This window comes from Croceicoccus sp. (assembly GCF_983967925.1).
The window spans coordinates 1-24,208 of record NZ_CFETID010000015.1 but is presented as its reverse complement, the minus strand read 5'-3'; the positions used below and the strand labels follow the sequence as shown (position 1 = coordinate 24,208).

General features: G+C 63.7%; 17 protein-coding genes. 11 read left to right on the top strand and 6 right to left on the bottom strand.

Annotated features, from left to right (window positions below; genetic code table 11):
- The first annotated feature begins 28 nt into the window (after positions 1–28).
- Together AC4FIJ_RS09905 and AC4FIJ_RS09900 are read left to right on the top strand one after the other, a co-directional pair.
- Positions 29–916: an ROK family protein gene (locus AC4FIJ_RS09905; RefSeq protein ID WP_490336560.1), complete on the top strand. Its 888-nt coding sequence runs from the start codon at positions 29–31 to the stop codon at positions 914–916.
- Positions 917–1,047: 131 nt separating this feature from the next.
- On the top strand, positions 1,048–1,419 hold the full coding sequence (locus AC4FIJ_RS09900; protein WP_490336559.1) for a response regulator: 372 nt from the start codon (positions 1,048–1,050) through the stop codon (positions 1,417–1,419).
- 29 nt (positions 1,420–1,448) lie between these two features.
- Here the strand turns inward: AC4FIJ_RS09900 and gyrB are convergent, their stop codons facing one another.
- Positions 1,449–3,971: a DNA topoisomerase (ATP-hydrolyzing) subunit B gene (gene gyrB, locus AC4FIJ_RS09895; RefSeq protein ID WP_490336602.1), complete on the bottom strand. Its 2,523-nt coding sequence runs from the start codon at positions 3,969–3,971 to the stop codon at positions 1,449–1,451.
- Between the two features lie 107 nt (positions 3,972–4,078).
- Between gyrB and AC4FIJ_RS09890 the strand changes: the two genes are divergently transcribed.
- Positions 4,079–4,792, top strand: coding sequence for a ZIP family metal transporter (locus AC4FIJ_RS09890; RefSeq protein ID WP_490336558.1), 714 nt, complete (start codon positions 4,079–4,081; stop codon positions 4,790–4,792).
- A 123-nt stretch (positions 4,793–4,915) separates the two neighbouring features.
- On the opposite strand, the gene AC4FIJ_RS09885 is transcribed toward AC4FIJ_RS09890, so the two are convergent.
- Positions 4,916–5,221 carry a UrcA family protein gene (locus AC4FIJ_RS09885; RefSeq protein ID WP_490336557.1) on the bottom strand — a complete coding sequence of 102 codons (306 nt, stop codon included), beginning with the start codon at positions 5,219–5,221 and terminating at the stop codon, positions 4,916–4,918.
- Between the two features lie 256 nt (positions 5,222–5,477).
- Between AC4FIJ_RS09885 and guaA the strand changes: the two genes are divergently transcribed.
- The 5 genes from guaA (at position 5,478) to AC4FIJ_RS09860 (ending at position 11,608) form a co-directional block, all read left to right on the top strand.
- Positions 5,478–7,094 carry a glutamine-hydrolyzing GMP synthase gene (gene guaA, locus AC4FIJ_RS09880; protein ID WP_490336556.1) on the top strand — a complete coding sequence of 539 codons (1,617 nt, stop codon included), beginning with the start codon at positions 5,478–5,480 and terminating at the stop codon, positions 7,092–7,094.
- A gap of 179 nt (positions 7,095–7,273) precedes the next feature.
- Positions 7,274–7,504: a hypothetical protein gene (locus AC4FIJ_RS09875; protein ID WP_490336555.1), complete on the top strand. Its 231-nt coding sequence runs from the start codon at positions 7,274–7,276 to the stop codon at positions 7,502–7,504.
- Positions 7,505–7,580: 76 nt separating this feature from the next.
- Positions 7,581–7,847, top strand: a complete 267-nt coding sequence (locus AC4FIJ_RS09870; protein WP_490336554.1) for a hypothetical protein — start codon at positions 7,581–7,583, stop codon at positions 7,845–7,847.
- A 132-nt stretch (positions 7,848–7,979) separates the two neighbouring features.
- Entirely contained in the window at positions 7,980–10,787 is a 2,808-nt protein-coding gene (gene secA, locus AC4FIJ_RS09865) for a preprotein translocase subunit SecA (RefSeq protein WP_490336553.1), read from the top strand.
- A gap of 146 nt (positions 10,788–10,933) precedes the next feature.
- Positions 10,934–11,608 (top strand): response regulator transcription factor, encoded by a 675-nt coding sequence (locus AC4FIJ_RS09860; protein WP_490336552.1) that lies wholly within the window; start codon positions 10,934–10,936, stop codon positions 11,606–11,608.
- A 6-nt stretch (positions 11,609–11,614) separates the two neighbouring features.
- Here the strand turns inward: AC4FIJ_RS09860 and AC4FIJ_RS09855 are convergent, their stop codons facing one another.
- From AC4FIJ_RS09855 to AC4FIJ_RS09845, 3 genes are all read right to left on the bottom strand, one after another.
- Positions 11,615–14,407: a DUF3857 domain-containing protein gene (locus AC4FIJ_RS09855; protein WP_490336551.1), complete on the bottom strand. Its 2,793-nt coding sequence runs from the start codon at positions 14,405–14,407 to the stop codon at positions 11,615–11,617.
- Between the two features lie 197 nt (positions 14,408–14,604).
- Positions 14,605–17,361: a TonB-dependent receptor domain-containing protein gene (locus AC4FIJ_RS09850; protein ID WP_490336550.1), complete on the bottom strand. Its 2,757-nt coding sequence runs from the start codon at positions 17,359–17,361 to the stop codon at positions 14,605–14,607.
- 125 nt (positions 17,362–17,486) lie between these two features.
- The gene (locus tag AC4FIJ_RS09845; protein WP_490336549.1) at positions 17,487–19,043 is read right to left on the bottom strand and encodes a hypothetical protein; all 1,557 of its coding nucleotides are present in this window, start codon (positions 19,041–19,043) and stop codon (positions 17,487–17,489) included.
- A 281-nt stretch (positions 19,044–19,324) separates the two neighbouring features.
- Between AC4FIJ_RS09845 and AC4FIJ_RS09840 the strand changes: the two genes are divergently transcribed.
- The 3 genes from AC4FIJ_RS09840 to AC4FIJ_RS09830 all read left to right on the top strand — a co-directional run bounded on the left by AC4FIJ_RS09840 (position 19,325) and on the right by AC4FIJ_RS09830 (position 23,718).
- A complete protein-coding gene (locus AC4FIJ_RS09840) occupies positions 19,325–19,684 on the top strand; it encodes a hypothetical protein (RefSeq protein ID WP_490336548.1) in 360 nt (119 codons plus the stop codon).
- 295 nt (positions 19,685–19,979) lie between these two features.
- A complete protein-coding gene (locus AC4FIJ_RS09835) occupies positions 19,980–22,133 on the top strand; it encodes an RNA degradosome polyphosphate kinase (RefSeq protein ID WP_490336547.1) in 2,154 nt (717 codons plus the stop codon).
- A gap of 13 nt (positions 22,134–22,146) precedes the next feature.
- Entirely contained in the window at positions 22,147–23,718 is a 1,572-nt protein-coding gene (locus AC4FIJ_RS09830; protein WP_490336546.1) for a Ppx/GppA phosphatase family protein, read from the top strand.
- Positions 23,719–23,780: 62 nt separating this feature from the next.
- On the opposite strand, the gene AC4FIJ_RS09825 is transcribed toward AC4FIJ_RS09830, so the two are convergent.
- Positions 23,781–23,951 (bottom strand): CsbD family protein, encoded by a 171-nt coding sequence (locus AC4FIJ_RS09825; RefSeq protein WP_490336545.1) that lies wholly within the window; start codon positions 23,949–23,951, stop codon positions 23,781–23,783.
- Between the last annotated feature and the right edge of the window lie 257 nt (positions 23,952–24,208).

Sequence of the window (24,208 nt, the reverse complement as noted above, 5' to 3'; positions counted from 1 at the left end):
CCGCGAAATTGCCACGGGAAGGAATGGCGTGACATATTATGCCGGGATCGAACTGGGCGGGACGAAGCTTGTTGCTATCCGGGCGAATGGCAGGACCATTACCGATCGCGTGACCATTCCGACCACCGACCCCGGCGAGACATTGGGCAGGGCGGTCGATGTGCTGCGCGGCTGGCATGACGCGCAGCCCTTCGCCGCGATCGGCATCGGCAGTTTCGGGCCTGTGCGGATCGACCCTGCCGCGCCCGATTACGGAAGCATCCTGTCGACCCCCAAGGCGGGCTGGGCAGGTACCGATCTGCTGGCTCCGTTCAAGCGGTTCGAAGTGCCGCTTGCGCTCGATACCGATGTCAACGCGGCTGCACTGGCCGAAGCAGCCATGGGGGCGGGGAGGGGATGCGATACGCTTGTCTATCTGACCATCGGTACGGGAATCGGCGGCGGGCTGGTGGCCGCGGGCAAGGCCGTTCGCGGCATGCTTCACCCCGAACTGGGGCATATGACATTCCGGCGCGCGGCGGGCGATGGCTTTGCCGGTGTCTGCCCGTTCCATGGCGATTGCATGGAAGGGCTGGTAAGCGGACCGGCGCTGAAGGCGCGGTTCGGAATGGACGGCGCATCGGTGCCGCCCGATGACACGCGCTGGGACATCGTAGCGTCGGACCTTGCACAATTGCTGGCCAATCTGATGCTGGCCGTGTCCCCCCGGCGGATCGTCGTCGGCGGAGGCGTGGGGCTGGGGCAGCGGCAGATGGTGCGCCGCGCCGCCGCCATGGTGCCGGACCTGCTGTCCGGCTATCTTCCCGATATCGATTCCGCGGCGATGGAAACGCTGATCGTGCCGCCCGATCTGGGCGAGGATGCTGGTCCGCTGGGTTCCATCCTACTGGCGGAAGCAGCCGTTCGAAACGGCTGATGCCGTGCGATTTCCTGTCGAAAGGACCACTCGTCTCGGAACTTCGCCGTCACTCGGCGGTTGGCGGGTTAGTGGCATAATCCAAGACCATGTACCGATGCCGCCACAGGTGCGAGGGGCAATTTTTGATAATGAGCGACGCCGATGTTTCCGCGATCCGGGTTCTGGTCGTCGATGACGAAGCCCTTGTCGCGTTCGACGTGGCCGACCAGTGCGAAGCGGCCGGGTTCGAAGTGATCGGTCCGGCGCTTACCCTGAACCAGGGACTGGTGCTTGCCGAAAGCAATGCGCCGTCGGTCGCCCTGCTCGACATCAATCTGCGGGACGAAATGGTGTGGCCGCTGGCCCGCGTGCTGCGTGAAAGATCCGTGCCGATCGTCTTTATCAGCGCCAATTGCACCCATCCGGAAATCCGCGACGAATTTCCGAACGCGCATTGCCTCGACAAGCCGGTCGACGGCATGACCTTGATGGATACGGTCCGGCCGCTGGTAGAGGCATAGCCCAGCGGCCCGGCCAGCCGGCTCGATGATCAGATGTCGAGATTGGCAACGTTCAGTGCATTTTCCTGAATGAACTCGCGGCGCGGTTCGACGATGTCGCCCATCAGACGGGTAAAGATCTCGTCCGTGACATCGGCATCCTCGACCTTCACCTGCAGCAAGGCGCGGTTATTGGGGTCGAGCGTGGTCTCCCAAAGCTGCTCGGCATTCATCTCGCCCAGACCCTTGTAGCGCTGGACCGACAGGCCCTTGCGTCCCGCCGCCATGATCTGGTCGAGCAGTTGGGTAGGGCGATTGATCGTGACGGCTGCAGCCGCGGGGCCAACGTCTTCCTCGTCCTCCGCCGTCGGCGCGGTCTGACCTACGCGGACAAGGCTGGCGCCCTGTTCGAACGGCTCGGCAAGTTCCTCGGCCATCTTGCTGATCTTGCGGGCTTCCGCGCTTTCGAGGAATTTGGTCTCGATCACGTGGAAATCGGTCACGCCTCGCCAGATGCGCGAGATGCCGTATCCTTCGCTCGTGACCTCAGCGGCCCAGCGCGCCTCGGTATCGCCGCGGCCAAGCCACTGCGACGCCCTTTCAAGCGCCGCGGCGCGTGCCGTGGTGCTCAGGTCCGGGGCGAGCGCGCCCGCCAGCGCCAGCGCCTCGATCACGCCCTGGTCATAGCGGTTGGGGGCGAAGGCCAGCGAGTTGCGGAAACGGCGCGCCTTCTCGACCAGCGCGGCCAGATCCTCACCCGCCCGCGCGCCGCCCGATGTCTCCAGCACACGCTCGCCCAGACCCGCGTTGACCAGATAGCGTTCGAGCGCGTCATTGTCCTTGAGATAGACTTCGGACCGGCCCTTCGCGACCTTGTACAGCGGCGGCTGGGCGATATAGAGATGCCCCGCCTTCACGATCTCCGGCATCTGGCGATGGAAGAAGGTAAGCAGCAGCGTGCGGATATGCGCGCCGTCGACGTCGGCGTCGGTCATGATCACGATCTTGTGATAGCGCAGCTTCTCAAGATCGAATTCGTCGCGCAGGCCCGTGCCCATCGCCTGGATCAGCGTGCCGACTTCCTTTGACGAGATGATGCGGTCGAACCGCGCGCGCTCCACGTTCAGGATCTTGCCGCGCAGGGGCAGGATGGCCTGGTACTGGCTGTCGCGCCCGTTCTTGGCCGAACCGCCTGCGGAATCGCCCTCGACCAGGAAAAGTTCGCACTTGGTGGCGTCCTTTTCGCGGCAATCGGACAGCTTGCCCGGCAGGCTGGCGACGCTCATCGCGCCCTTGCGGCTCATCTCGCGCGCACGGCGGGCCGCCTCGCGCGCGGCGGCGGCGTCGACGACCTTCTGGATGATCGTCTTGGCGTGGGCGGGGTTCTCCTCCAGCCATTCGCTCATCTTGTCGCTCATCAGGCTTTCGAGCGGCTGGCGCACTTCCGACGACACCAGCTTGTCCTTGGTCTGCGAACCGAACTTGGGGTCGGGCAGCTTGACCGAAACGATGGCGGTCAGCCCCTCGCGCATGTCCTCGCCCGACAGGCTGACCTTTTCCTTCTTCATCAGGCCCGACCGGTCGGCATAGCCGTTCAGCGTGCGCGTCAGCGCGGCACGGAAGGCGGCTAGGTGGGTGCCGCCGTCGCGCTGCGGGATGTTATTGGTGAAGCACAGCACGTTCTCGTAATAGGAATCGTTCCATTCGAGAGCGACCTCGATCCCGATGCCGTCTTTGTCGGCCATGATGGCGATGGGCTCGGGGATCATCGGCTGCTTGTTGCGGTCGAGATAGGTGACGAATGCGCCGATCCCGCCTTCATAGAACAGATCGTGTTCCAGCGGCTCCTCATGACGCAGGTCGCGCAGGATGATGCGCACGCCCGAATTCAGGAACGCCAGCTCGCGATAGCGGTGCTCAAGCTTGTCGAAATCATATTCGTTGACGTTCTTGAACGTCTGGTCGCTGGCGAGAAAGCGCACGCGCGTGCCCTTGCGCGGCTCACCCTTGTCGTTCAGCGGCGCATCGCCGGTGACTTTCAGCGGCGAGACGGCATTGCCATGCTCGAACCGCATCCAGTGTTCCTTGCCGTCGCGCCAGATCGTCAGTTCCAGCCATTCGGACAATGCGTTCACCACCGACACGCCCACGCCGTGCAGGCCGCCCGACACCTTGTAGGCATTGTCGTCGCTGGTATTTTCGAACTTACCGCCGGCGTGGAGTTGGGTCATGATGACTTCTGCCGCCGAAACGCCCTCTTCGCGGTGAATGTCGGTGGGGATGCCGCGGCCATTGTCGTCGACCGACACCGAATTGTCGGGATGCAGTTCGATGATCACGCGGTCGCAGTGGCCCGCCAGCGCCTCGTCGATGGCGTTGTCCGACACCTCGAACACCATGTGGTGCAGACCCGATCCGTCATCGGTGTCGCCGATATACATGCCCGGACGCTTGCGGACCGCGTCCAGCCCCTTCAGCACCTTGATGGATTCGGCGCCGTATGCGTTGCCGTTGGGACCGTTTGGCTTGTTCTCTGCGCCCTTGCTGGCGGGCGTTGCACCGTTTTCTTCCATGACCACGATATAGGAATTTTGCCCCCAACCCCCAAGCGGAACCGCACCGCGCGAGGCGATTTTCCACAATTGCGGCCAACCGGTGTCGCGGGCGGAAGGAAATGACCATGCTGATGACCCTGATTACCGTGCTTGTCGTGTCGGGCGCGCTGATGCTGGGGGCGGCGTGGGGCGCCTATGGGCACATGTCGGTCCGGCTGGAAGGGTTTCTGATCGCGCTGGCTGGCGGGGCGCTGGTGCTGTCGTTGGTCAGCGAGCTGATCGAACCGTCGATCGAGCAATCGAGCGTCTATCTGGCAAGCGGGGGCGTGGCTGTGGGCGCGATCATGTTCGCGGTGATCGATTACCTGATCGATGAGAAGTGGGGCCCGAACTCGGGCGGCGGGCTGCTTGCGGCGATCAGCCTCGACGGCATTCCCGAAAACCTTGCGCTGGGCGTGGCCTTGATCGGTGCGGGGCCGATGGGCGTTGCCGCGCTGGCCGGATCGATCTTTCTTTCGAATCTTCCCGAAGCGGCGGGCGGCGCGAAGCAGATGGCCGAGAATGGAGATCGTTCAAAAAAACGCATCATCGCCATCTGGGGCGCGACCGCCGCCGTGCTGTCGGTCGCCGCCATTCTGGGCAATATGCTGCTGGCGGGCGTGTCACCGCACTGGCTGGCCTTCATTCGCTGCATTGCAGCAGGCGCGGTCGTCGCCAGCCTTGCGACCGAGGTGTTTCCGACCGCCTTTCGCAAGGACCAGCATCTTGCCGGGATCGCAACGGCGCTCGGCCTGGTGCTGGCATTCTTGCTGGGGGATCTGGGGAACATGAGTTCATGATTCAGCGGGGCCCCGCACTGCCGGCCCAGAAACCATGAAGAACCAAAGAAGAAGGGCCGCCCCGGCAATGCGGAGCGGCCCTCTTCGGAATTCTGTCCGGCGGTTCAGCCGGATCAGGCGCGATCAGCCGAGTTCGTCGCTCGCACCCATGGCCAGCGAACGCTGCGCTTCAATTTGCGCATCGGCCTGTTCCATCGCGTCGCGAATGCACGAGCGAACGAGCAGGCGGCTTGCGAAAGTGGGAACCTCTTCATTGCAGGTCTCGGTCACTTCGGCGAGAACGCGCGACTTGAGCGCATTCACGTCGGTGTCCCGCGACAGGTCGAGATCCGAGAAGTCGACGCGAACTTCAATGTCTTCAGCGTGCGCGGCCGGTGCAATGCCGAAAGTGGCAAGAGCGGCCAGAGCAGGAACGATAAACTTACGCATATTTTCCTCCTAATGAGTTGCCGCCAGGTTCAAACATCCAGTCTGGTTTAGGTCAGCCAGTTATCATTCGTTCGAGCCCTTTGTGCATTGCACCATATCGTTGTGCAAATGCGAAAAGGACGATCAATCTTGCGTTTTATGCAACGATGAATTTGGCTTTAACCTTGCAAGGTGCCGATAACGCCCCGTTCTGGCCTGCCGCCTCTTTCGTGCGGCGCATCTGGACAGAATCAGGAAGCGTTCCTATCGCGCGGCCATGGCTCAAGAACCCTCAGCAACCTCTGGCGCGGCGGCGCGCATCGGCTCCGATTCCGTGGGCGACACGATCCTGATCGTCGATTTCGGCAGTCAGGTGACCCAGCTTATCGCACGCCGGGTGCGCGAGGCGGGGGTCTATTCCGAAATCGCGCCCTTCACCATGGCGGAAGAGGCGTTCAAACGCATGCGTCCCAAGGGCGTGATCCTGTCGGGCAGCCCCGCCAGCGTCCCCGACGAAAACAGCCCGCGCGCGCCGCAGATGCTGTTCGAGGCGGGCGTGCCGATTCTGGGCATCTGCTATGGCCAGCAGGTCATGACGCATCAGCTGGGCGGAGAAGTCCGTCCCGGGCACGAGACGGGTGAGGGCGGCGAGTTCGGCCGTGCGTTCCTGACCGTGACCGAGAAATGCGCCCTGTTCGACGGGCTGTGGCAGAACGAAGAGCGCCATCAGGTCTGGATGAGCCACGGCGACAAGGTCACGAAATTCGCGCCGGGGTTCGAGATCGTCGCCACCAGCGACGGCGCGCCCTTCGCGGTGATCGCCGACGAAAAGCGCCGCTTCTATGGCACGCAGTTCCACCCCGAGGTTGTCCACACGCCCGACGGCGGAAAGCTGATCGCTAATTTCGTGCGCCACGTCTGCGGCTGCGCGGGCGACTGGACGATGGCGCAGTTCCGCGACGTCAAGATCGCCGAGATTCGCGAGCAGGTCGGCGATGCCAGGGTGATCTGCGGCCTGTCGGGCGGCGTCGATTCCGCCGTTGCCGCCGTGCTGATCCACGAGGCGATCGGCGACCAGTTGACCTGCGTGTTCGTCGACCACGGACTGATGCGCATGGGCGAGGCGGAGCAGGTCGTCGGCCTGTTCAAGGGTCATTACAACATACCGCTGGTCCACGTGGACGCCTCGACCCTGTTCCTGAAAGGGCTGGAAGGCGTCTCGGACCCCGAAGCCAAGCGTAAGTTCATCGGCAAGACCTTCATCGACGTGTTCGAGGACGAGGCGAAGAAGATCGGCGGCGCCGATTTCCTCGCGCAAGGGACGCTCTATCCCGACGTGATCGAAAGTGTCTCCTTTACCGGCGGCCCGAGCGTTACGATCAAGAGCCATCACAATGTCGGCGGCCTGCCCGAACGCATGGACATGGATCTGGTCGAACCGCTGCGCGAATTGTTCAAGGACGAGGTTCGCGAACTGGGCCGCGAGCTGGGCCTGCCCGATATCTTCGTCGGCCGCCACCCGTTTCCCGGACCGGGCCTTGCCATCCGCATCCCCGGCGAAGTCAACCGTGAAAAGGCCGACATCCTGCGCAAGGCCGACGCGATCTATCTGGAAGAGATCCGCAACGCCGGCCTCTATGATGCGATCTGGCAGGCCTTTGCGGTGCTGCTGCCGGTCAAGACCGTGGGCGTAATGGGTGACGGGCGGACCTATGATTTCGTGTGCGCCCTGCGCGCCGTGACCAGCACCGACGGCATGACCGCGGATGTCTATCCCTTCGACAGCCATTTCCTGTCGCAATGCGCCACGCGCATCGTGAACGAGGTGAAGGGCATCAACCGCGTCGTCTATGACTATACGTCGAAGCCGCCGGGCACGATTGAATGGGAATGATGGGTCGGGCGGCTGGTAGGCTGGAGTGCATCTAGCGGGCGCGTAAACCATTTCCCTCGAAAACCGGAACAGGCTATCCTGCGGTCCGTTCGTTTATTGAACGGGCAGGGCATACAGGCCGCCCGCACAACAGGTCGTCATGAATTGACGCCCACGAATGGGAGTGTCCGGTGAACGCCATGAACAACGATCTCATAAGCGGGGAACCCGCGAACAGGGACCTGAGTCTGTCGCTGCAGGCCTTTTGGCTTGAGTGGTGGATGATGCCGATCACGCTGACCGCGCAGATGATGGGTTTTGGCCGCACCGAACTGGCGGACGAGCCCGAGATCGACCGCGACTGCGAGGATTGCCAGCTTCCGGTGCCCAATTCGCACCAGAAGGACATGGACCACGATCTTTTCGCCTGATCCAGACGCCGATTTATACGCATAAGCGCGCCCGACGCTGGACGCGGCGCGCAACAACGCCTATCTTGCCGCTCGCATGAAACGGCTCCTCGCCCTCTTTGCCCTGGTGCTCGGCATGACCTATCTGGTCGCGCCCGCCCACGCGCGCATGACGGTCAGCGCCGAATGCAGCGAATCGGCCGGACAGCACAATGCCCCGGCCGCCCGTTCGGACCACCAGGACAAGTCGGTCGCGACCAAGCTGCGTCAAAGGCGCGCACGCGAACTGGGTGCCCCGCAGACGCGGACCATCCGCATGGTCCTGATGCCCACCGTCATGCTGGTGGACCGCCCGCTGGAATAGCGGACGCTTTCTGGCCGCCGGCACGATGCCGCGCGGCCTTATTCGTATCTGCCGGCGCGCCATGCGCCGGATCGCCATGCCCGTCAGCCGGGCAGCCTTATCCCAGAACCGCATTTACAGAAGGGAACGCCCATGCTCGGCGGCCTTGCCAAGTCCATTTTCGGGTCGTCCAACGACCGTTACGTCAAGTCGATCGAGAAGATCGTCGCCCGCATCAACGCGCTGGAGCCCGAGTATGAGGCTTTGTCGGACGAGCAGTTGCAGGGCGCGACGGCCACGTTCCGCCAGCGGCTGGAGGAGGGCGAGACGCTCGACGACATCCTGCCGCAGGCCTTCGCCGTGGTGCGCGAGGCTTCGAAGCGCGTGTTCGGCATGCGTCATTTCGATGTGCAGATGGTCGGCGGCATCGTGCTCCACCGCGGTGAGATCGCCGAAATGCGCACGGGCGAGGGCAAGACGCTGGTCGCGACGCTGGCCGTCTATCTCAATGCGCTGGAAGGCAAGGGCGTGCATGTCGTCACCGTGAACGACTATCTCGCCCGCCGCGACGCCGAGACGATGGGCAGGCTCTACAATTTCCTGGGCCTGACCGTGGGCGTGATCGTGCCGAACCTGCACGAAACCCAGCGGCGCGAGGCGTATAATTGCGACATCACCTACTCGACCAATAACGAGCTGGGCTTCGACTATCTGCGCGACAACATGAAGCATTCGCGCGAGCAGCAGGTGCACCGCCCGTTCAACTACGCCATCGTCGACGAGGTGGACTCGATCCTGATCGACGAGGCGCGGACCCCGCTGATCATCTCTGGCCCGACCGAGGACAAGTCCGAGCTGTATGTCGCCATCGACGCCATCGTGAAGACGATGGACGACGACGATTACGAGAAGGACGAGAAGACCAAGAACATCGGCTGGACCGAGGACGGGATCGAGAAGGTCGAGCAGAAGCTGATCGAGGCGGGCCTGCTGGAAACCGACAATCTCTACGATTTCGAGAATACGCAGGTCGTTCACCACCTCGACCAGGCGCTGCGCGCGAACATGATGTTCAAGCGCGATACCGACTATATCGTGAAGGACGACAAGGTCGTCATCATCGACGAGTTCACGGGCCGCATGATGGACGGCCGCCGCTGGTCAAACGGCCTGCACCAAGCGGTCGAAGCCAAGGAGGGCGTGAAGATCGAGCCCGAGAACCAGACCATGGCCTCGATCACCTTCCAGAACTATTTCCGCATGTATCCCAAGCTGGCGGGCATGACCGGCACCGCCGCGACCGAGGCGGCGGAATTCTTCGACATCTACAAGCTGAACGTGGTCGAGATCCCGACCAATGTGCCGATCCAGCGGATCGACGAGGACGACCAGTTCTACAAGTCGACGCTGGAAAAATTCGCCGCCATCGCCAAGGCGATCAAGGAGAAGAACGAGATCGGCCAGCCGGTTCTGGTCGGCACGGTCTCGATCGAGAAATCTGAACTGCTGTCGAACTTCCTGACCAAGGAAGGCGTGAAGCACTCGGTCCTCAATGCCCGCATGCATGAGCAGGAAGCGCATATCGTCGCGCAGGCCGGCCGTATCGGTGCGGTGACCATCGCGACCAATATGGCGGGCCGCGGCACCGACATCCAGCTGGGTGGCAATCTCGATTTCCGGCTTGAGGATGAGGTTCGCGACATGCCCGAAGGGCCGGAACGCGACGCTGCCGTCGAGCGGATCAGGGCCGAGATTGCCGCCGAGCGCCAGCGCGTGCTGGAAGCGGGCGGCCTGTTCGTGCTGGGCACCGAACGGCACGAATCGCGCCGCATCGACAATCAGCTGCGCGGCCGTTCGGGCCGTCAGGGCGATCCCGGCCTGTCGCGCTTCTACCTGTGTCTCGAAGACGATCTGCTGCGCATCTTCGGCCCCGACACGCTGTTCTCCAAGATGATGAACGCGAACCTGCAGGACGGCGAGGCCATCGGTAGCAAGTGGCTGTCCAAGGCGATCGAGACCGCGCAGAAGAAGGTCGAGGCGCGCAATTACGACATCCGCAAACAGGTCGTCGAATACGACAACGTGATGAACGACCAGCGCAAGGTGATCTACGAGCAGCGCGCCGAGATCATGGACAGCGCGACGGTGGACGATGTCGTGCTGGAAATGCGCACCGACACGGTCAATTCGATGGTGGGCGAGGCCTGCCCTCCCGGATCCTATCCGGAGCAGTGGAACGTCGAAGGCTTGAAAGAGCGCTTCGCCGACGTCATCGGCGAGGATGCGCCGATCGACAGCTGGCTGGAAGAGGACGGCATCGATCCGCAGGACATCGAACAGCGCCTTGCCGCGCAGGCCGATGCCAAGATGGATTCCAAACTGGCCAGCGTCGATCCGTCGATCTGGCGTCAGGTCGAGAAATCGGTCCTGCTCGACCGGCTCGACCACCACTGGAAGGAGCATCTCGCCACGCTCGACGCATTGCGGCAGGTGGTGGGGCTGCGCGCCTATGCGCAAAAGCAGCCGATCAACGAATACAAGCAGGAAGCCTTCGCCCTGTTCGAGCGTATGCTTGAGGAGATCCGCGAGGACGTCACCCGCATCCTGATGACGACAAACCTGCGCATGGCCGCGCCGGAGCCTGCGCCGCTGCCCGAATTGCCTGAATTCCTCACCAATCCGAACATGGGCCAGAACCCGGCCATGCAGCAGGGCAATCCGGCAGGGCTCATGACGGGCCATGTCGATCCGCTGACCGGTCTCGACAACAGCAATGACGGCGACGGTTCGCGCGGGCGCGAGGCCATGTTCGGAGCGCTGGCGGGTTCGACCTTCGCACAGGTCGGCCCGGGCGGATCGGAACGCGACAATCCGTACGAGGGCATGGACATCAACCGCAATTCGCCGTGCCCCTGCGGTTCGGGCAACAAGTACAAGCATTGCCACGGCGCGATCAGCTGATCGCCGGTATCACGGCACCGCCCTCCGGACGAAATTGACGCTTCCGGAGGGCGGCGATCGTTCATTGTTACGATCGCCGTGAAAGCGTCACGAATGCGTCACATCCTTGCGCCAACCCGTCCCCGCAACAGTGGGGCCGCCGCATCGTGGACATCGTTTACATCTACCTTACCGACCCATACGCCGAGGCGATGGAACCGTTCGCGCATGACGACATGCATTTCCATTTCGCAAGACTGGATGCCAGCGGGCCGAGGCGGCTGCTCGACGGTCCGCTATGGGCTTTCGTCGACTGGGTGATGGACGATCTGTCCGGCCTCGAAATGTGCCGCCGCCTCCGCGCCGACGAACGGACGCGCGATGCGCATGTCACCATGGTGCTGGAACGCGACGACATCGACGACCGCCGCCGCGCGCTGAGCGCCGGGGCCGATGACTACATGGTGGGGCCGGTGGAGCGCAACGCGGTGCTGGACCGCGTGCTGGCCGTGCAGGCACGCAGCCGCCACCGCCACGCGACGCAGATCCTGCAGGCCGGCGAACTGGCGATCGACCTGATGGCGCTGCAGGCGCGCTGGGGCCAGACGCCGGTCATGCTGCGGCCCAACGAATTCCGCCTGCTGCGATTCTTTGCCGAGAATCCGAATCGCGTCCTGACGCGCCACGATCTGATCGAGGGTCTGGGCAAGCTCGACCCGCCCATCGACGAACGCACGGTGGACGTCTGGATCGGACGCCTGCGCCGCGCGCTCAAGGCGGCGGGCGCGGGCAATCCGCTGCGCACCGTGCGCTCGATCGGCTATGTCCTCGACGTCGGCTAGACGGGGCTAGGGCTGCAGACCATAGCGCGCATAGTCCTGCGCGATCCCCGGCCATGTCCCGGCGATATATTCAATCGTGTCCTCTCCCGCCCGTTCGCCCAGCCGCCGCTGCGCAAAGCCCAGCAAATAGCGGGTCATGAACGACTGCGGCGAACTGGCCAGCGCCGCCTCTGCATCGGCGCGTGCCTTCTCCGGCTCGCCCATGGTCAGCCACGCAAGCGCCCGGCTGTCCAGCGCGGCCACGGGGCTGCCCGCCTGCTGGACCGCCTTGTCGCAGATGTCGATCATGTTGTCCCGCCCGACATCGAAGCGCGCCCGGTACCAGCAGGCGTTGTTCACCAGATAGCCCTTGCCGGGCTGGTCATCCATCAGCGTGTCGACCAGCGCCAACCCTTCCTCGGCCCGTCCGGCATAGGCCAGAACCTCTGCCTTCGTGTCGACGAAGCCCTCGTGATCTTCGCCATGGTCGTCATATTCGTCGAGCAGGGCAAGCGCCTCCGACGTTTGCCCCATGCGGCCCAGCTGCGCGGCCATCGTGCGCGCATTGGCGCCGTTAGGATCGAACTCGAACGCCGTGGTGAAATCGGCCAGCGCCTGTTCGTCGCGGCCGAAATTCCTGTTGAGATAGCCGCGATAGCGATAGTTGTCGGCGTTCGGGTCGAGCGCGATCGCTTCGTCCATATCCGCCAGCGCGCCGGTCAGATTGCCGGTCTGCTGACGAAAGCCTGCCCGATTGAGGAAACTGCCGGCCTCTTCCGGGTCGCGTGCGATGGCCTTGGCATAGGCGTCCTCATACGGTTCAAGGCGCTTGCGCAGATCGGCGCGCGCATATTCCCATGCGCGCGAGGCATCGACGGGGGCCAGCAGGAACGGCACCCCGCTGCTGGCGCGCGCGGCCTGGGTGCGGGCTTCGCTGATGCCCGACGGGGGCAACTCGCCGCCGCGGCTCTCCAGCGTCTCGCGCGCGATCAGCTTTCCGTCCGCCAGCTCGACATGGCGCACGATGCGTTCCCCGGCGAAAGACACGTCCAGATCGGGCCGACCGCGCAGCGCGAAACCCTCGCCCTTTTCGGGCAGCAATATGGTGATCTCGCTTTTCGCAAGACCGGGATAGCCGAGTTCGACCGGAATATCGCGCCATGCGGCCCGTGCGCGATCGGTCGAAAATTCGTAACCGGCGCCCGGAAGCATGTCGAGGTTCTGCCGCATCCGGGCCCCTTCGTCCTGCCACGGCGTGGTCATCAGACCGGTCACGGTGAACTGGACGACCGCGTCCTCCTCGATGACCTCGACATCGCCATCGACCAAAGATAGCGCCCCCAGCTGCGTGCTGGCCGCGAGCGCCTCCAGCATCTGCTCGCGCTGCTCGTCGCTCATCTGGCCGATCGAAGCGGACAGATTGCTGGCAGAGGCACCCGACAGGCGCGTCACCACCGTGGCCAGCGCGGGTATGTCGACGCCGCCCCGCTGGTCCAGCGTGATCCGGATATCCATATCGGCGAATTCGGGCACGCGCGGTTCGATGGAGGTCAGGCCTGCGCCCCCGGCACGGATCGGCAGGCCGTAACGGATCGCGGGCGTATTCGCGATATTGGCGCGCCGCGTCCCGGTCATAGTGCCGTCCAGCCAATAGGGCGTGCCGCCGATATCGGCGCGGACGATGACATGGTCGAACGCACCGGGGATCGGAACCATATCGGGCACGGCATCGCTGAACTGCGTGTTCACGAGGACCGGTTCGGCCTCAATCCCCAGCTCGTCCAGCAGCGCGAGCAGCAGCATCGACTTGGCCTTGCAGTCGCCAAAGCGCAGTTCCCATGTGCGGGCGGGCGCCTGCGGGACATAGTTGCCGCCCGACATGCCGTTCATCAGATAGCTGATGCGTTCCTGCACCAATCGCGTTGCCATGACGGCGCGTTCCAGCGGATCGCTGCTGGCCGCCTTTATCCGCGCGACTTCGGCGGCAAGCGGGCTGCCGGGCGCGATCGTTTCTTCGGTCTTGTACAATGGCGCGAACACCGAAGAGACTTCCTCCCAGTCTCCGAACGTGCCCGCCTGCAGCACCTGCGGACGCGTAAAGCGGCTGGGCGCGTCGCTGGGCATTTCGTCGCGTTCGGGCAGGGGGAGGGCGATGCTGACCTGGCGATAGCCGCCGCGGATTTCTTCCTGCGGCTGCGCGATGCCGGGACCCGCCTTCCACACCAGCGTCTCGTCCTTGGGCCAGGACACGATGTTGCGGGCAAAGCCAGCCTCGAACGGTTTGGCGAACAGAAGCGAGTTCAATTGCGCGCCGCCCGCCAGCGTCTCGTCGTGCACGGTCTGGCTGAACGCGATCTGCAGCACGTCGCCCGTACGCAGTCCCGGTATGGGCATGGTCGCGGTGAGCATCCCGTCGAGCGTCCGGCGCTCAAGCTGCGTCTCGCGGCGCAGCACGGTATATCGCTCGCCCGCGGCCAGCACGTCGATGGTGTCGTCCCCGCGCAGGATCCGCACCGCATGGATCGTCAGATCGCCCTTTTCTGGCATCCATGTGGCGGTGCTGGTGCCGCCTTGCGTCAGCGCCTCGGCACTGTCGAGCTTGATCGCGCGGTCGACGTAGATCGTGACCGTGCCATCCTCGATCCGTTGCTGCACGTCGATGCGGGCGATCGGCAGTTTGGCCGCGGTGTCGATGGGGGCTGCGCCCTCGATATCGATCCAGTCGGGCGCGGGGCCGTAAAGCACCTCCTCACCGGCAAGCGCGGGCGTCGCCGCAAGCATGACAGGTGCAAGCAGCATGAGCGCAGTGACATAACGCATTCGGAACAAACCCCCTTTTTCGATCCCCGCACCGATGTGCCAAGGGAAACGGCCGAAGGCAAAAGATTCCGTCAAATCGGTGCCAAAGCACGGTCGCCATGTATCAGCCTGACGCATTTTCAGGCGGCGAACCCATAAAAAAGAGCCCGGTCTCCATAGCGGAGACCGGGCCCGTCAGGCGCAGAAAAGTGGGTTGGTCAGAATTCCATCGATGCACCGATCGAGAACGAGGCGCCGCGCTTGTAGCTGTTCACGTCCAGCCGGTTGGTGCCATTGTCCTGATATTCCAGATGCGAGCGCGCGAAGATGTTGCGGGCCTGGAAGTTCAGCTCGACATTCTGGCCGAGGAACGAGGCTTCGCTTCGCGCCACGAAATCGACGGTCAGGCCCGGATCCTCGACGATCGGGGGCTGCTGCGGGCTGTAGCTGATCACGCGGTCGCTGGCATAGTTGAGCAGAACCGTGAACTGCTGGAGCACGTCCATGTCTTCGAAGCCCAGCTGAAGGTTGGCGACATGCTCGGACTGACCGGTCATCGCATCGCCTTCGTCGAAGAAGCTGCCGATGATCACCGGCGCGCCGGTGAAGGGCGCGGTGGTCGTCTCGTCGAAGCCGCCCAGTTCGGATTTCGAATAGGTGTAGTTCGCGATCAGGACCAGCTGCTTGGTATCGAACCAGCCGCCCAGATCGTACAGTTCATAATTGTACAGCGCCTCGACTTCCGCGCCGTACAGCTTTGCCTCGGGCACGTTGATAAAGCTGTATTCGCGCCCGCCGCCCGAGGTGATGGTCGCCACCGTCTCGATCGGCTTGTCGATTTCCTTGTAGAAGCCCGCGACGCTCAGCCGGCTGCCGCCGCCGATGTAATATTCGGCGCGTGCCTCGGCGTTCAGCAGTTCGCTGTCCGTCAGGAACGGGTTGCCGCGGAACTGGCGGTTGGTCTCGGGGTCGTAATAGGACTGCTCGATCAGCTCGCGGAACTGCGGGCGGCCAAGTGTCTTGGATGCCGACAGGCGCAGCTGAAGATCGTCGGTCGCCTCGAACGTGATCGTCGCGGCGGGGAGGAAATAGTCCTCCTCGATATTGGTCACCGCAAGGGTCGGATCGATGTCGTTGAAGACAGGCGCCAGCGATACGTTCTGCTTGCCTTCTTCATAGCGCACGCCGACATCCACCGTCAGCGTGTCGAGCGGAAGCCAGCGGATCTGGCCGTAACCGGCGTGAACCCGCAGCGCCGCGTCGAACGCGGGGTTCTGCGAAGCCTCGACCAGCCCGACATTGAAACCGGCCAGCGTCGCGCCGTTCACGATATCCCCCGGACGGCGCAGGCCGACCAGCGTCAGCACGTCGTTCGTCAGGCCAAGCCCGACATTCTCGGGATCCACGCTCATCTGAAGGCGGAAGTCGCGGCGTTCCGAATAGCGGTCGGTGTCCGAATAGGCATAGCCGATCGTCGAAACGAGGTTGGGCGTGATCTCGTAGCTGGCATCGATGCCGCCGAACCAGAGCTCTTCCTGCAGATCCTCGAATACCGAGCTGATCGGGTCGACGTTCTGGATCTGGTTGCCCGTCACGTTGGCAACGTAATAATTGCCGGTCGGCGTATCGAGATTGGTGCGCACGTAATTGAACGTCAGATTATACGGCGCCTCGCGATCGGTGCGGGCATAGCCGCCGCGCAGGTCGAGCGAGAGCGGGCCGAATTCGAACTCGCCCACCACCTGGCTGTCGATCAGCTGGCGTTCGTACCAGGCCGTGTTCTGGGTGACGACGTCGAAGTTGTCCTCGAACTGATAGGTGTTCGCGAGGCTCGCCTGCTTGCGCGTGTCGCGAATGTACAGGTTGGTCCAGCGAATGGTGTGCTCGCCGAAATCGAGGCCGAAGGCGACGAGCGAATTGAACAGCATGCGCTGATCGGTGATGAAGTTTTCCGTATCGTCGCGCAGCTGCAGGTCGGTCGTACCGCTCTGCGAGGTGACGAGCCGGTTGCGCCAGCTGTTCTTGAGGCCGGCGGTCGCGATCACGCCCAGCACCGCATCGGAACCGACGTCGAACGATGTGCCCGCCGTGACCGATCCCGACCAGTTCGGCGGCAGATTGCCGTCCTTCTGTACGGTGGCGAGATTGGTCGGCCAGATCTGCGCCGCGATCCCTTCCTGCACGGCGATGTCCGAATCCTCGATCCGCTCGCCGGTCTGGTAGAAAGCCTCCAGGTTGGACGGCGTGTCCCGGTTGCCGTTGTCGAAACCGGTCCAGTCGATGTCCGAACCGAAATAGGTCAGCCCGTCGCGGCCCGTCGTGCGGGTATCGCCGCCGCCGCTGACCGAGATGGTGAAGAAGCTCTCGTCCGGAACGGCGCGGGTGGTCAGGTTGATGACGCCGCCGCCGAATTCGCCGGGGAAGTTGGGCGAATAGGTCTTTTGCACCAGCGAGGATGCGATGACGCTGGTCGGGAAGATGTCGAGCGGCACCACGCGGCTCAGCGGTTCGGGGCTGGGCAGCGGCAGGCCGTTCAGCATGGCAAGCGAATAGCGATCGCCAAGGCCGCGGACATAGACGCGTCCGTCGCCGACGATCGACAGGCCGGTGACGCGGTTCAGCGCGCCCGCGATGTCGCCTTCGCCGGTGCGGGCGATCTGCTCTGCGGACAGGACGCTGACGACCTGCGTCGACGAACGGGTGACGTCGCGCACGCGGCGGCCGGTGACGATGATGTCGCCGCCGGGAACCGAGATGTCGGTGTCCTGATATTCCTCTTCGGTCGCCGTATCGCTGTCGGGCAGCACTTCGGCACCGGGGCCAAGCGCGTCCTCGGCCTGCTGGATCTCGGCCGATTCCGTGCTGGGGTCATCGCCCGGGGGTACGCCGATAACATCCTGCGCAAAACCGGTGGCGGGAAAGGAAAGCGCGGTGGAAAGCAGGAGTACGCCTGCAAGGCGCTTGCCGGTCGACATGGCTATGAAACCCCCTCAATGGATCAGTCGGGTCAGGCCCATCCAAGGACCTGTCAAAAGCAAATACGAAAAGGGGGAGGGCGGACCCGGCGCTGGTCCGGATCGCACCCTCCCCGATTACGCGATCAGGAGTAGACCGGCAGCTCGGTGCAGAGGCCGGTGTTGTTCCCGAAGGTCAGGGTGGCGCTGTCGCAGGTCCAGCCCTCGTACCACGTGTCGGTTTCGTCCGCGACGGCACCGATATAGTCGGTGGCATCGAAGAAGCTCGACAGAGCGGTCGGGTCATAGGCGGCCACGCCCGCTTCGCCGGTGCCGTTGATGAAGCCGCCGGTCAGCGTGATGGTGAACGACGAGTCCGTGTCGTCACCGCCGTCGAAGGCCGCCGCGACCTCGGCGTCGGTCACGCCCGACGAACCGCGGAACGGCTGGGTGGTGCCGCAATTGGCGACGACCGAAGCGAACAGCGGGTCCTGGGCCAGCGTCACGGTCTCGTCCAGACGGACGCAGGTGCGGTCGCCGTCGATGTCCATGACCGAGTTGACGAGGCTGAACTGCGCACCGCCGCGAAGGCGCAGGGCCTGTGCGCTGCCGCTGCTGCGCGACAGGAAGGTCGCGTTCGCAATCCGCAGGTTGGTGCGCGGCAGGGCGCCGGTCGAGTAGTCCTCATCGGGCGAGTCCAGCTCGACGATGTTGTCGCCGGTGCCGGCGCGCTGGGCGACGATCACATATTGCAGGTTCGCCTGGGCGCCCGTGTCGACGTCGATCGAATCGTCCGAAGCGCCGACCACGATCATGTGGCTCATATTCACGCGGCCGCCGAAGAACTCGGTACCGTCGTCCGAGCTGTTGAAGCTCATCCAGTGGTCGATGGTCGTGCCCGAACCGATGCCGCCGGTGGTCAGCGACTGCAGTTCCGAACCGCCTTCCAGCGTGAAGCCCGAGTAGCGGATCTGGAAATACTGCATGGTGCCCGAGCTGTCGTCCGGGGTGTTGCCGCCGAAAAGCGTGGTCACGGCCGCACCTTCCAGAAGCTGCTCGCACTCGGCCTGGTTGGCCTTGTTCGGAACGCCGTCGCGGCAGTCCGAAACCGGCGCGCGGCCCAGCAGGACGACGCCGCCCCACTGTGCGTCGGAATTCTCGCCCGCGGTGCTCTGCACGTTGTCGCGGCTGGTGAAAATGATCGGACGCTCGGGCTCACCCACGGCGTCGATCTGGTTGCCGCGGTTGACGACCAGGTACGAACGGCCGGTTGCGCCAAACAGGATCACGCCGGGTTCGATCGACAGAGTCACGTCGCTGTCGCTGGCCGAAGCGACCGGACCGCCGTCGGTGCCGACATCGACGCGGCCGTTGATGGCGTAGAGCAGGCCCTCGATATAGGGCAGCGTGTCGCTGGCATCGAACTGCGCGGGCAGGGTGCAGACGCGGTATTCGCCGCTGTCGCCCTCGATCGTGCCCGAATTGGTCAGGCCGCCGGTCGACGCGATGGTGGGGCAGCCATTGGCCGGCGTCACCGTTGGAGTTGGCGTCGGAGTAGGCGTCGGCGTAGGCGACGGCGCGGGTGCAGGATTTTCGATGATGATGTCACCGCCCGTTCCGGGAGAGACGATCTGGTCGCCGCCGCAGCCGGCAAGAGCCAGCATGCTGCAGCCAAGAATAAGCGAGCGGTGAATATTGGTCACGGCAATTGGTCCCCTTGGTACCGAGAATCGAATAGCGTGCGATTTCGGATCGCTCGGCTCCGCTAGACCCCGCTTGTGACAGTTTCTTTGCAAGGACGTGATCATCCGACTGACATTCGTGTTCAATCCCGCACAATTCCGCCATTCCGCAACTGCAAAAAGATTTTCCGACGATTGCCGCGGCTCTAATGTTTCAGAAAAATGACAATGTTACAGAATTGTTGCAGTAGGGAGCGATACGGCGCATATTTGTCTCAACTTACGGATAAGGAGAGATGGATATGGCAATCGCTACGCTGTTCGCAGGCCTGCTCGCCGCAGGGGCGGCGCTGGCTCCGCAGGCGGATCTTACGGCCGCGAACACCGCCGAACCCGTTGGCGCAAGCGAAGAAATCGAAGTGGCGGCCGTGATGGACAGCGGCGATCCGGTGCAGCTTCTCAATCGCGGCGTCGACTTTGCCCGTCAGGGCGAAACCGAACGCGCCCGCGCCATGTTCACGCGCGTCGCCGACAACCGGATGCGCTACCAGATGGAAACCGCGCAGGGCGAATGGGCGGACTCGCGCAATCTGGCGCGCAAGGCTCTCGGCATGCTCGACCGCGGCGAATTCGTCCCTTCGCGCGTCGCCAAGGCCGACTGACCCGGAACCTTCCGGCAGCCACATTCGAATAATCGGCGGATCGGTCATTCCTGATGGCCGGTCCGCTCTTTATTATTGGCCGTGCGGGAGGCCGCACCCTTCCACTCCCGCCTTGTCACGCGCGGCGCTTGGGCGCATGATCGCTCCGCGAGCGCCGTTCTTGCGGCGCAACCTGTCGATCCAAAGCGCCTGCAGTCGAGATGACGGTACAAACTCTGTCAGAAAACTGTAACACGGTCGTAACACCGGTTCCCCATCGCGCGCCCACCCCATTTTACCTTTCATGGCGAGCGTGATGAACGAGATGTCGAGATCGGAAGCTGCAAGCCCGGAGGCGCTCGCGCCGCAGGATCTCTATTACAATCGCGAACTCAGCTGGCTGGCCTTCAACCGGCGCGTCTTGGCCGAGGCCTCGCGCCCCGAATATCCGCTGCTGGAACGGGTGCGCTTCCTCTCGATCTCGGGCAGCAATCTCGACGAATTCATGATGATCCGCGTCGCGGGCCTTGCAGGGCAAGTGCGGCGCGGCATTTCGAAGCTGTCGATCGACGGGCGCACACCCTCGCAGCAGCTAGCCGCCATTCGCGAAGCGACCGAGGCGCTGGAAGTGGCGCAGCAGGATGTCTGGCGCGACCTGCGCGAGCTTTTGGTGAAGGAGCGGATCCACGTCGCGGACGAGGGGCGCATCGATACCGCGGCGCGCAACTGGCTGAAGGATTATTTTCTCGACCATTTGCTGCCGGTGTTGACGCCGCAGGCGATCGATCCGGCCCATCCATTCCCCTTCGTCGCCAATCAGGGTCTAGGCGTCCTGTTTCACCTGACGCGCATTTCCGACGGCGAGCAGGTGGTCGAGATGATCCTCATCCCCTCGGCGCTGCCGCGTTTCGTGCGCGTGCCGGGGGAGGACGCGACCTATATCTCGATAGAGCGGCTGATCTGCCGGTTCGGCGAATTGCTGTTCCCCGGCTTCCGGATCGAGGGCGACGGCGCGTTCCGCGTGCTGCGCGATTCGGATATCGAGCTTGAGGAAGAGGCCGAGGATCTCGTCCGCTATTTCCGCACCGCGATCCAGCGCCGCCGTCGCGGCAGGGTCATCCAGCTTGAGATCGAGGAGGATTTCGATCCCGTTGCCGAGCAATTGCTGCGCGAGCAACTGGGCCTGTCCGATGCGCAGGTCATCAAGACCAACGGGCTGATCGGGGTCGAAGGGCTCGCCGACATCGTCGACGAAGACCGCCCCGACCTGAAGTTCGAGCCCTATTCGCCGCGCTATCCCGAACGCATCATGGAGCATGACGGGGACTGCTTCGCCGCCATCGGCGAAAAGGACATCGTCATCCACCACCCTTACGAGAGTTTCGAGGTGGTGGTCGATTTCGTCCGGCAGGCCGCCAGCGATCCCGACGTGGTGGCGATCAAGCAGACGCTTTACCGTGCAGGCAAGCAGTCGGCGATCATCAACGCGCTGATCGCGGCGGCAGAGGCGGGCAAGTCGGTCACCGCCGTGGTCGAGCTCAAGGCCCGTTTCGACGAGGAGCAGAACCTGCTGTGGGCCAATCAGCTGGAACGCGCGGGCGTGCAGGTGATCTATGGCTTCGTCGACTGGAAGACCCACGCCAAGGTGTCGATGGTCGTGCGGCGCGAGGGCAATCGCTATCGCACTTACTGCCACTTCGGCACCGGCAATTATCATCCGGTGACGACGCGCATTTACACCGACCTGTCCTTCTTTACCGCCGATCCGCGTTTCGGGCGCGACGCGGCCAAGCTGTTCAATTTCGTCACCGGCTATGTCGAACCGCACGATATGGAACAGCTGGTCGTCTCGCCCATCGACATGCGCGACGAACTCTACCGCAATATCGACCGCGAGATTGCGAACCAGCAAGCCGGGCGACCGGCGGCCATCTGGGCCAAGCTGAATTCGCTGACCGACAAGGGCGTGATCGACAAGCTGTACGAGGCGGGGCAGGCGGGCGTGCAGATCAGCCTTGTGGTGCGCGGGATCTGCTGCCTGAAAACCGGGATCCCCGGCATTTCCGACACGATCGAGGTCAAGTCGATCATCGGCCGGTTCCTCGAACACAGCCGCATCTGGGCCTTTGCCAACGGCTATCGCCTGCCCAGTCCGCGGGCCCGCGTGTTCATCACCAGCGCCGACGCGATGAGCCGCAATCTCGACCGCCGGGTCGAGGCGATGGTCCCGATCCGCAATCGCACCGTTCACGACCAGATCCTGCAGCAGGTGCTGCTGGCCAACCTGCTCGACACCGAACAAAGCTGGATATTGCAGACCGATGGCAGCTATACCCGCGCCGACTCCTCGGACAGGCCATTCAACCTGCATAATTATTTCATGACCAACCCCTCGCTTTCGGGACGCGGCCAGGCCCTTGTCGAGGATGCCGTGCCCCGCCTCGCCTTGCGCAAGGGCGCGCAGGTCTGACAAGATAGAGAAAATGACCTCTCAGAATATTCGAAGAAAGCGCGACGCGTCCCGCAGCAATGGCGGGTTTACCTGCGCCGTGATCGATATCGGTTCCAACACCGTCCGCATGGTCGTCTATGGCGGCTCGCCGCGCGCGCCGACCGTGCTGATGAACGAAAAGGTCACGGCGCGGCTTGGCCGCGACCTTGCCGATACGGGCCGGATGCCGGACGAGGCGATCGAACTTGCGCTTGGCGGCTTGGCCCGCTTTGCGCTGATCTTGTCGGATCTTGAGATCGACGACGTCCAGACGGTCGCCACCGCCGCCGTGCGAGAGGCGGAGAACGGGGCTGAATTCCTTGCAAAGGTCGAGGATCTGGGGCTGCACCCCCGCCTGATTTCGGGCGAGGAGGAAGCGCAGGTCAGTGCGATGGGCGTCATCGGGGCTTTTCCGGGGCGCGAAGGCGTGGTCGCCGATCTGGGCGGCGGCAGCCTCGAACTCGTGGCGATCCGCGACGGGGAGCCGCAGGGCGGGGTCAGCATGCCGCTGGGCACGCTGCGTCTCGCGTCCTTGCTGGAACAGGGCGAAGACCGCGTCGACGAGGTGATCGAACAGGCGCTGCGCGACGCGGGTTGGGACCATTCCATAACCGGCCCGCTGTTCATGGTGGGCGGCACCTGGCGCTCGATGGCGCTCTATTCGATGCATCGCCAGTCGCATCCGCTGTCCGACCCGCATGGCCTGTCGATCAATTCGGCCGATGCCGCCAAGCTGGCGAAGCGGATTGCGCGGGCCGACGTGGGCGACCTGAAGGCGGTGCCGCGCGTGTCATCGATGCGCGCATCCATCCTGCCGGGAGCGGCGGTGCTGCTGGGTGCCCTGCTGACGCGGCTGCAACCCGAAGGGCTCGTCTTTTCGTCATGGGGCCTGCGCGAAGGGCTGTTGCATTCGCGGCTGAGCAAGGCTGAGCGTGCACAGGACCCCTTGCTGGCGGGCATCGGCTATTTCGCGGCGCAGATCGGCGCATCGCCTGCCGTTTCCGCCCGGATCGCAGGCTGGACCGTCGCGGCCCTGCCGACGGAGCGGCACGGAACCGAACGGCTTCGGCTGGCGGCCACGATGCTCTCACTCGCATCCATGCAGGTCGAGCCCAATCTTCGCACGACGCAGGCGGTCGAATGGGCGCTCTACAAGCGCTGGCTGGATCTGACCGATAGTGAGCGGGGCATGCTGGCCGCCGCCGTCCTCGCCAATAGCGGACAGACCGACTTGCCCGAATCCATTGCCGCGCTCGCCCCCGCGGATCGCCTGCACGAGGCGGCGGGATGGGGACTGGCGACGCGGCTGTGCCGCCGGCTGGGCGGGCAATCGCGCAAATCGCTCAACGTCAGCCTGCTGGCAGTCGAGGATGGCGATCTGAAACTCTATCTGCGCAGCAGCCATGCCGCCTTGTACGGCTCGCCCCCGCGCAAGGACATAAAGCTTCTGGCTGAGCATCTGGGCCTGACCCCCGCGGTCGAAATCCTGTCAAAGGAAGATTTCGCCGCGAAGCGCGACGAGATTGCCGACCGCAAGTGGAGCGACGCGATAGCCGCCAAATAGAAAAACGCCCCTGCCTTGCGGCGGGGGCGTTTCCTTTGGCTTGCGGCAAAACTGTGTGAAGGTCAGATGTCGTTGCCGAGCTTGCCTTCGACTTCACCCTTCAGTTGCTGAGCATCGCCCTTGGCTTCCTGCTCGCGGCCTTCCTGACGGGTCTGCGGATTGCCGCTTTCCTGCTTGGCCTTGCCGATGGCTTCATTGGTGTTGCCTTTGATCTTTTCGGTGAGCTCACCCATGGTGGTCTCCTTTCCATTATCTGGCCCGGTCATTCGGGCTTTGATATGGAAACGGGTGGCCAAGCCGTACGATCCAGGCTTGCACTCGTCCTGCCGCGCTAAAGGCGCGTCTGGGCGCGAAGCCACAAAAAAGCCACAGTTTATGAGGGTTTTACCGTCCAGCGGCGGAGGCCTTGGGCCGCCTGCGTAGTCCGGAAGAAAGTGGCTCCCCGAGTTGGATTCGAACCAACGACCAAGTGATTAACAGTCACCTACTC

Coding starts and splice junctions, on each gene's coding strand:
- AC4FIJ_RS09900 (WP_490336559.1), top strand. CDS start 1,048: ATGAGCGACGCCGATGTTTCCGCGATCCGGGTTCTGGTCGTCGATGAC.
- gyrB (WP_490336602.1), bottom strand. CDS start 3,971: ATGGAAGAAAACGGTGCAACGCCCGCCAGCAAGGGCGCAGAGAACAAG.
- AC4FIJ_RS09890 (WP_490336558.1), top strand. CDS start 4,079: ATGCTGATGACCCTGATTACCGTGCTTGTCGTGTCGGGCGCGCTGATG.
- AC4FIJ_RS09885 (WP_490336557.1), bottom strand. CDS start 5,221: ATGCGTAAGTTTATCGTTCCTGCTCTGGCCGCTCTTGCCACTTTCGGC.
- guaA (WP_490336556.1), top strand. CDS start 5,478: ATGGCTCAAGAACCCTCAGCAACCTCTGGCGCGGCGGCGCGCATCGGC.
- AC4FIJ_RS09875 (WP_490336555.1), top strand. CDS start 7,274: ATGAACAACGATCTCATAAGCGGGGAACCCGCGAACAGGGACCTGAGT.
- AC4FIJ_RS09870 (WP_490336554.1), top strand. CDS start 7,581: ATGAAACGGCTCCTCGCCCTCTTTGCCCTGGTGCTCGGCATGACCTAT.
- secA (WP_490336553.1), top strand. CDS start 7,980: ATGCTCGGCGGCCTTGCCAAGTCCATTTTCGGGTCGTCCAACGACCGT.
- AC4FIJ_RS09855 (WP_490336551.1), bottom strand. CDS start 14,407: ATGCGTTATGTCACTGCGCTCATGCTGCTTGCACCTGTCATGCTTGCG.
- AC4FIJ_RS09850 (WP_490336550.1), bottom strand. CDS start 17,361: ATGTCGACCGGCAAGCGCCTTGCAGGCGTACTCCTGCTTTCCACCGCG.
- AC4FIJ_RS09840 (WP_490336548.1), top strand. CDS start 19,325: ATGGCAATCGCTACGCTGTTCGCAGGCCTGCTCGCCGCAGGGGCGGCG.
- AC4FIJ_RS09835 (WP_490336547.1), top strand. CDS start 19,980: ATGAACGAGATGTCGAGATCGGAAGCTGCAAGCCCGGAGGCGCTCGCG.
- AC4FIJ_RS09830 (WP_490336546.1), top strand. CDS start 22,147: ATGACCTCTCAGAATATTCGAAGAAAGCGCGACGCGTCCCGCAGCAAT.
- AC4FIJ_RS09825 (WP_490336545.1), bottom strand. CDS start 23,951: ATGGGTGAGCTCACCGAAAAGATCAAAGGCAACACCAATGAAGCCATC.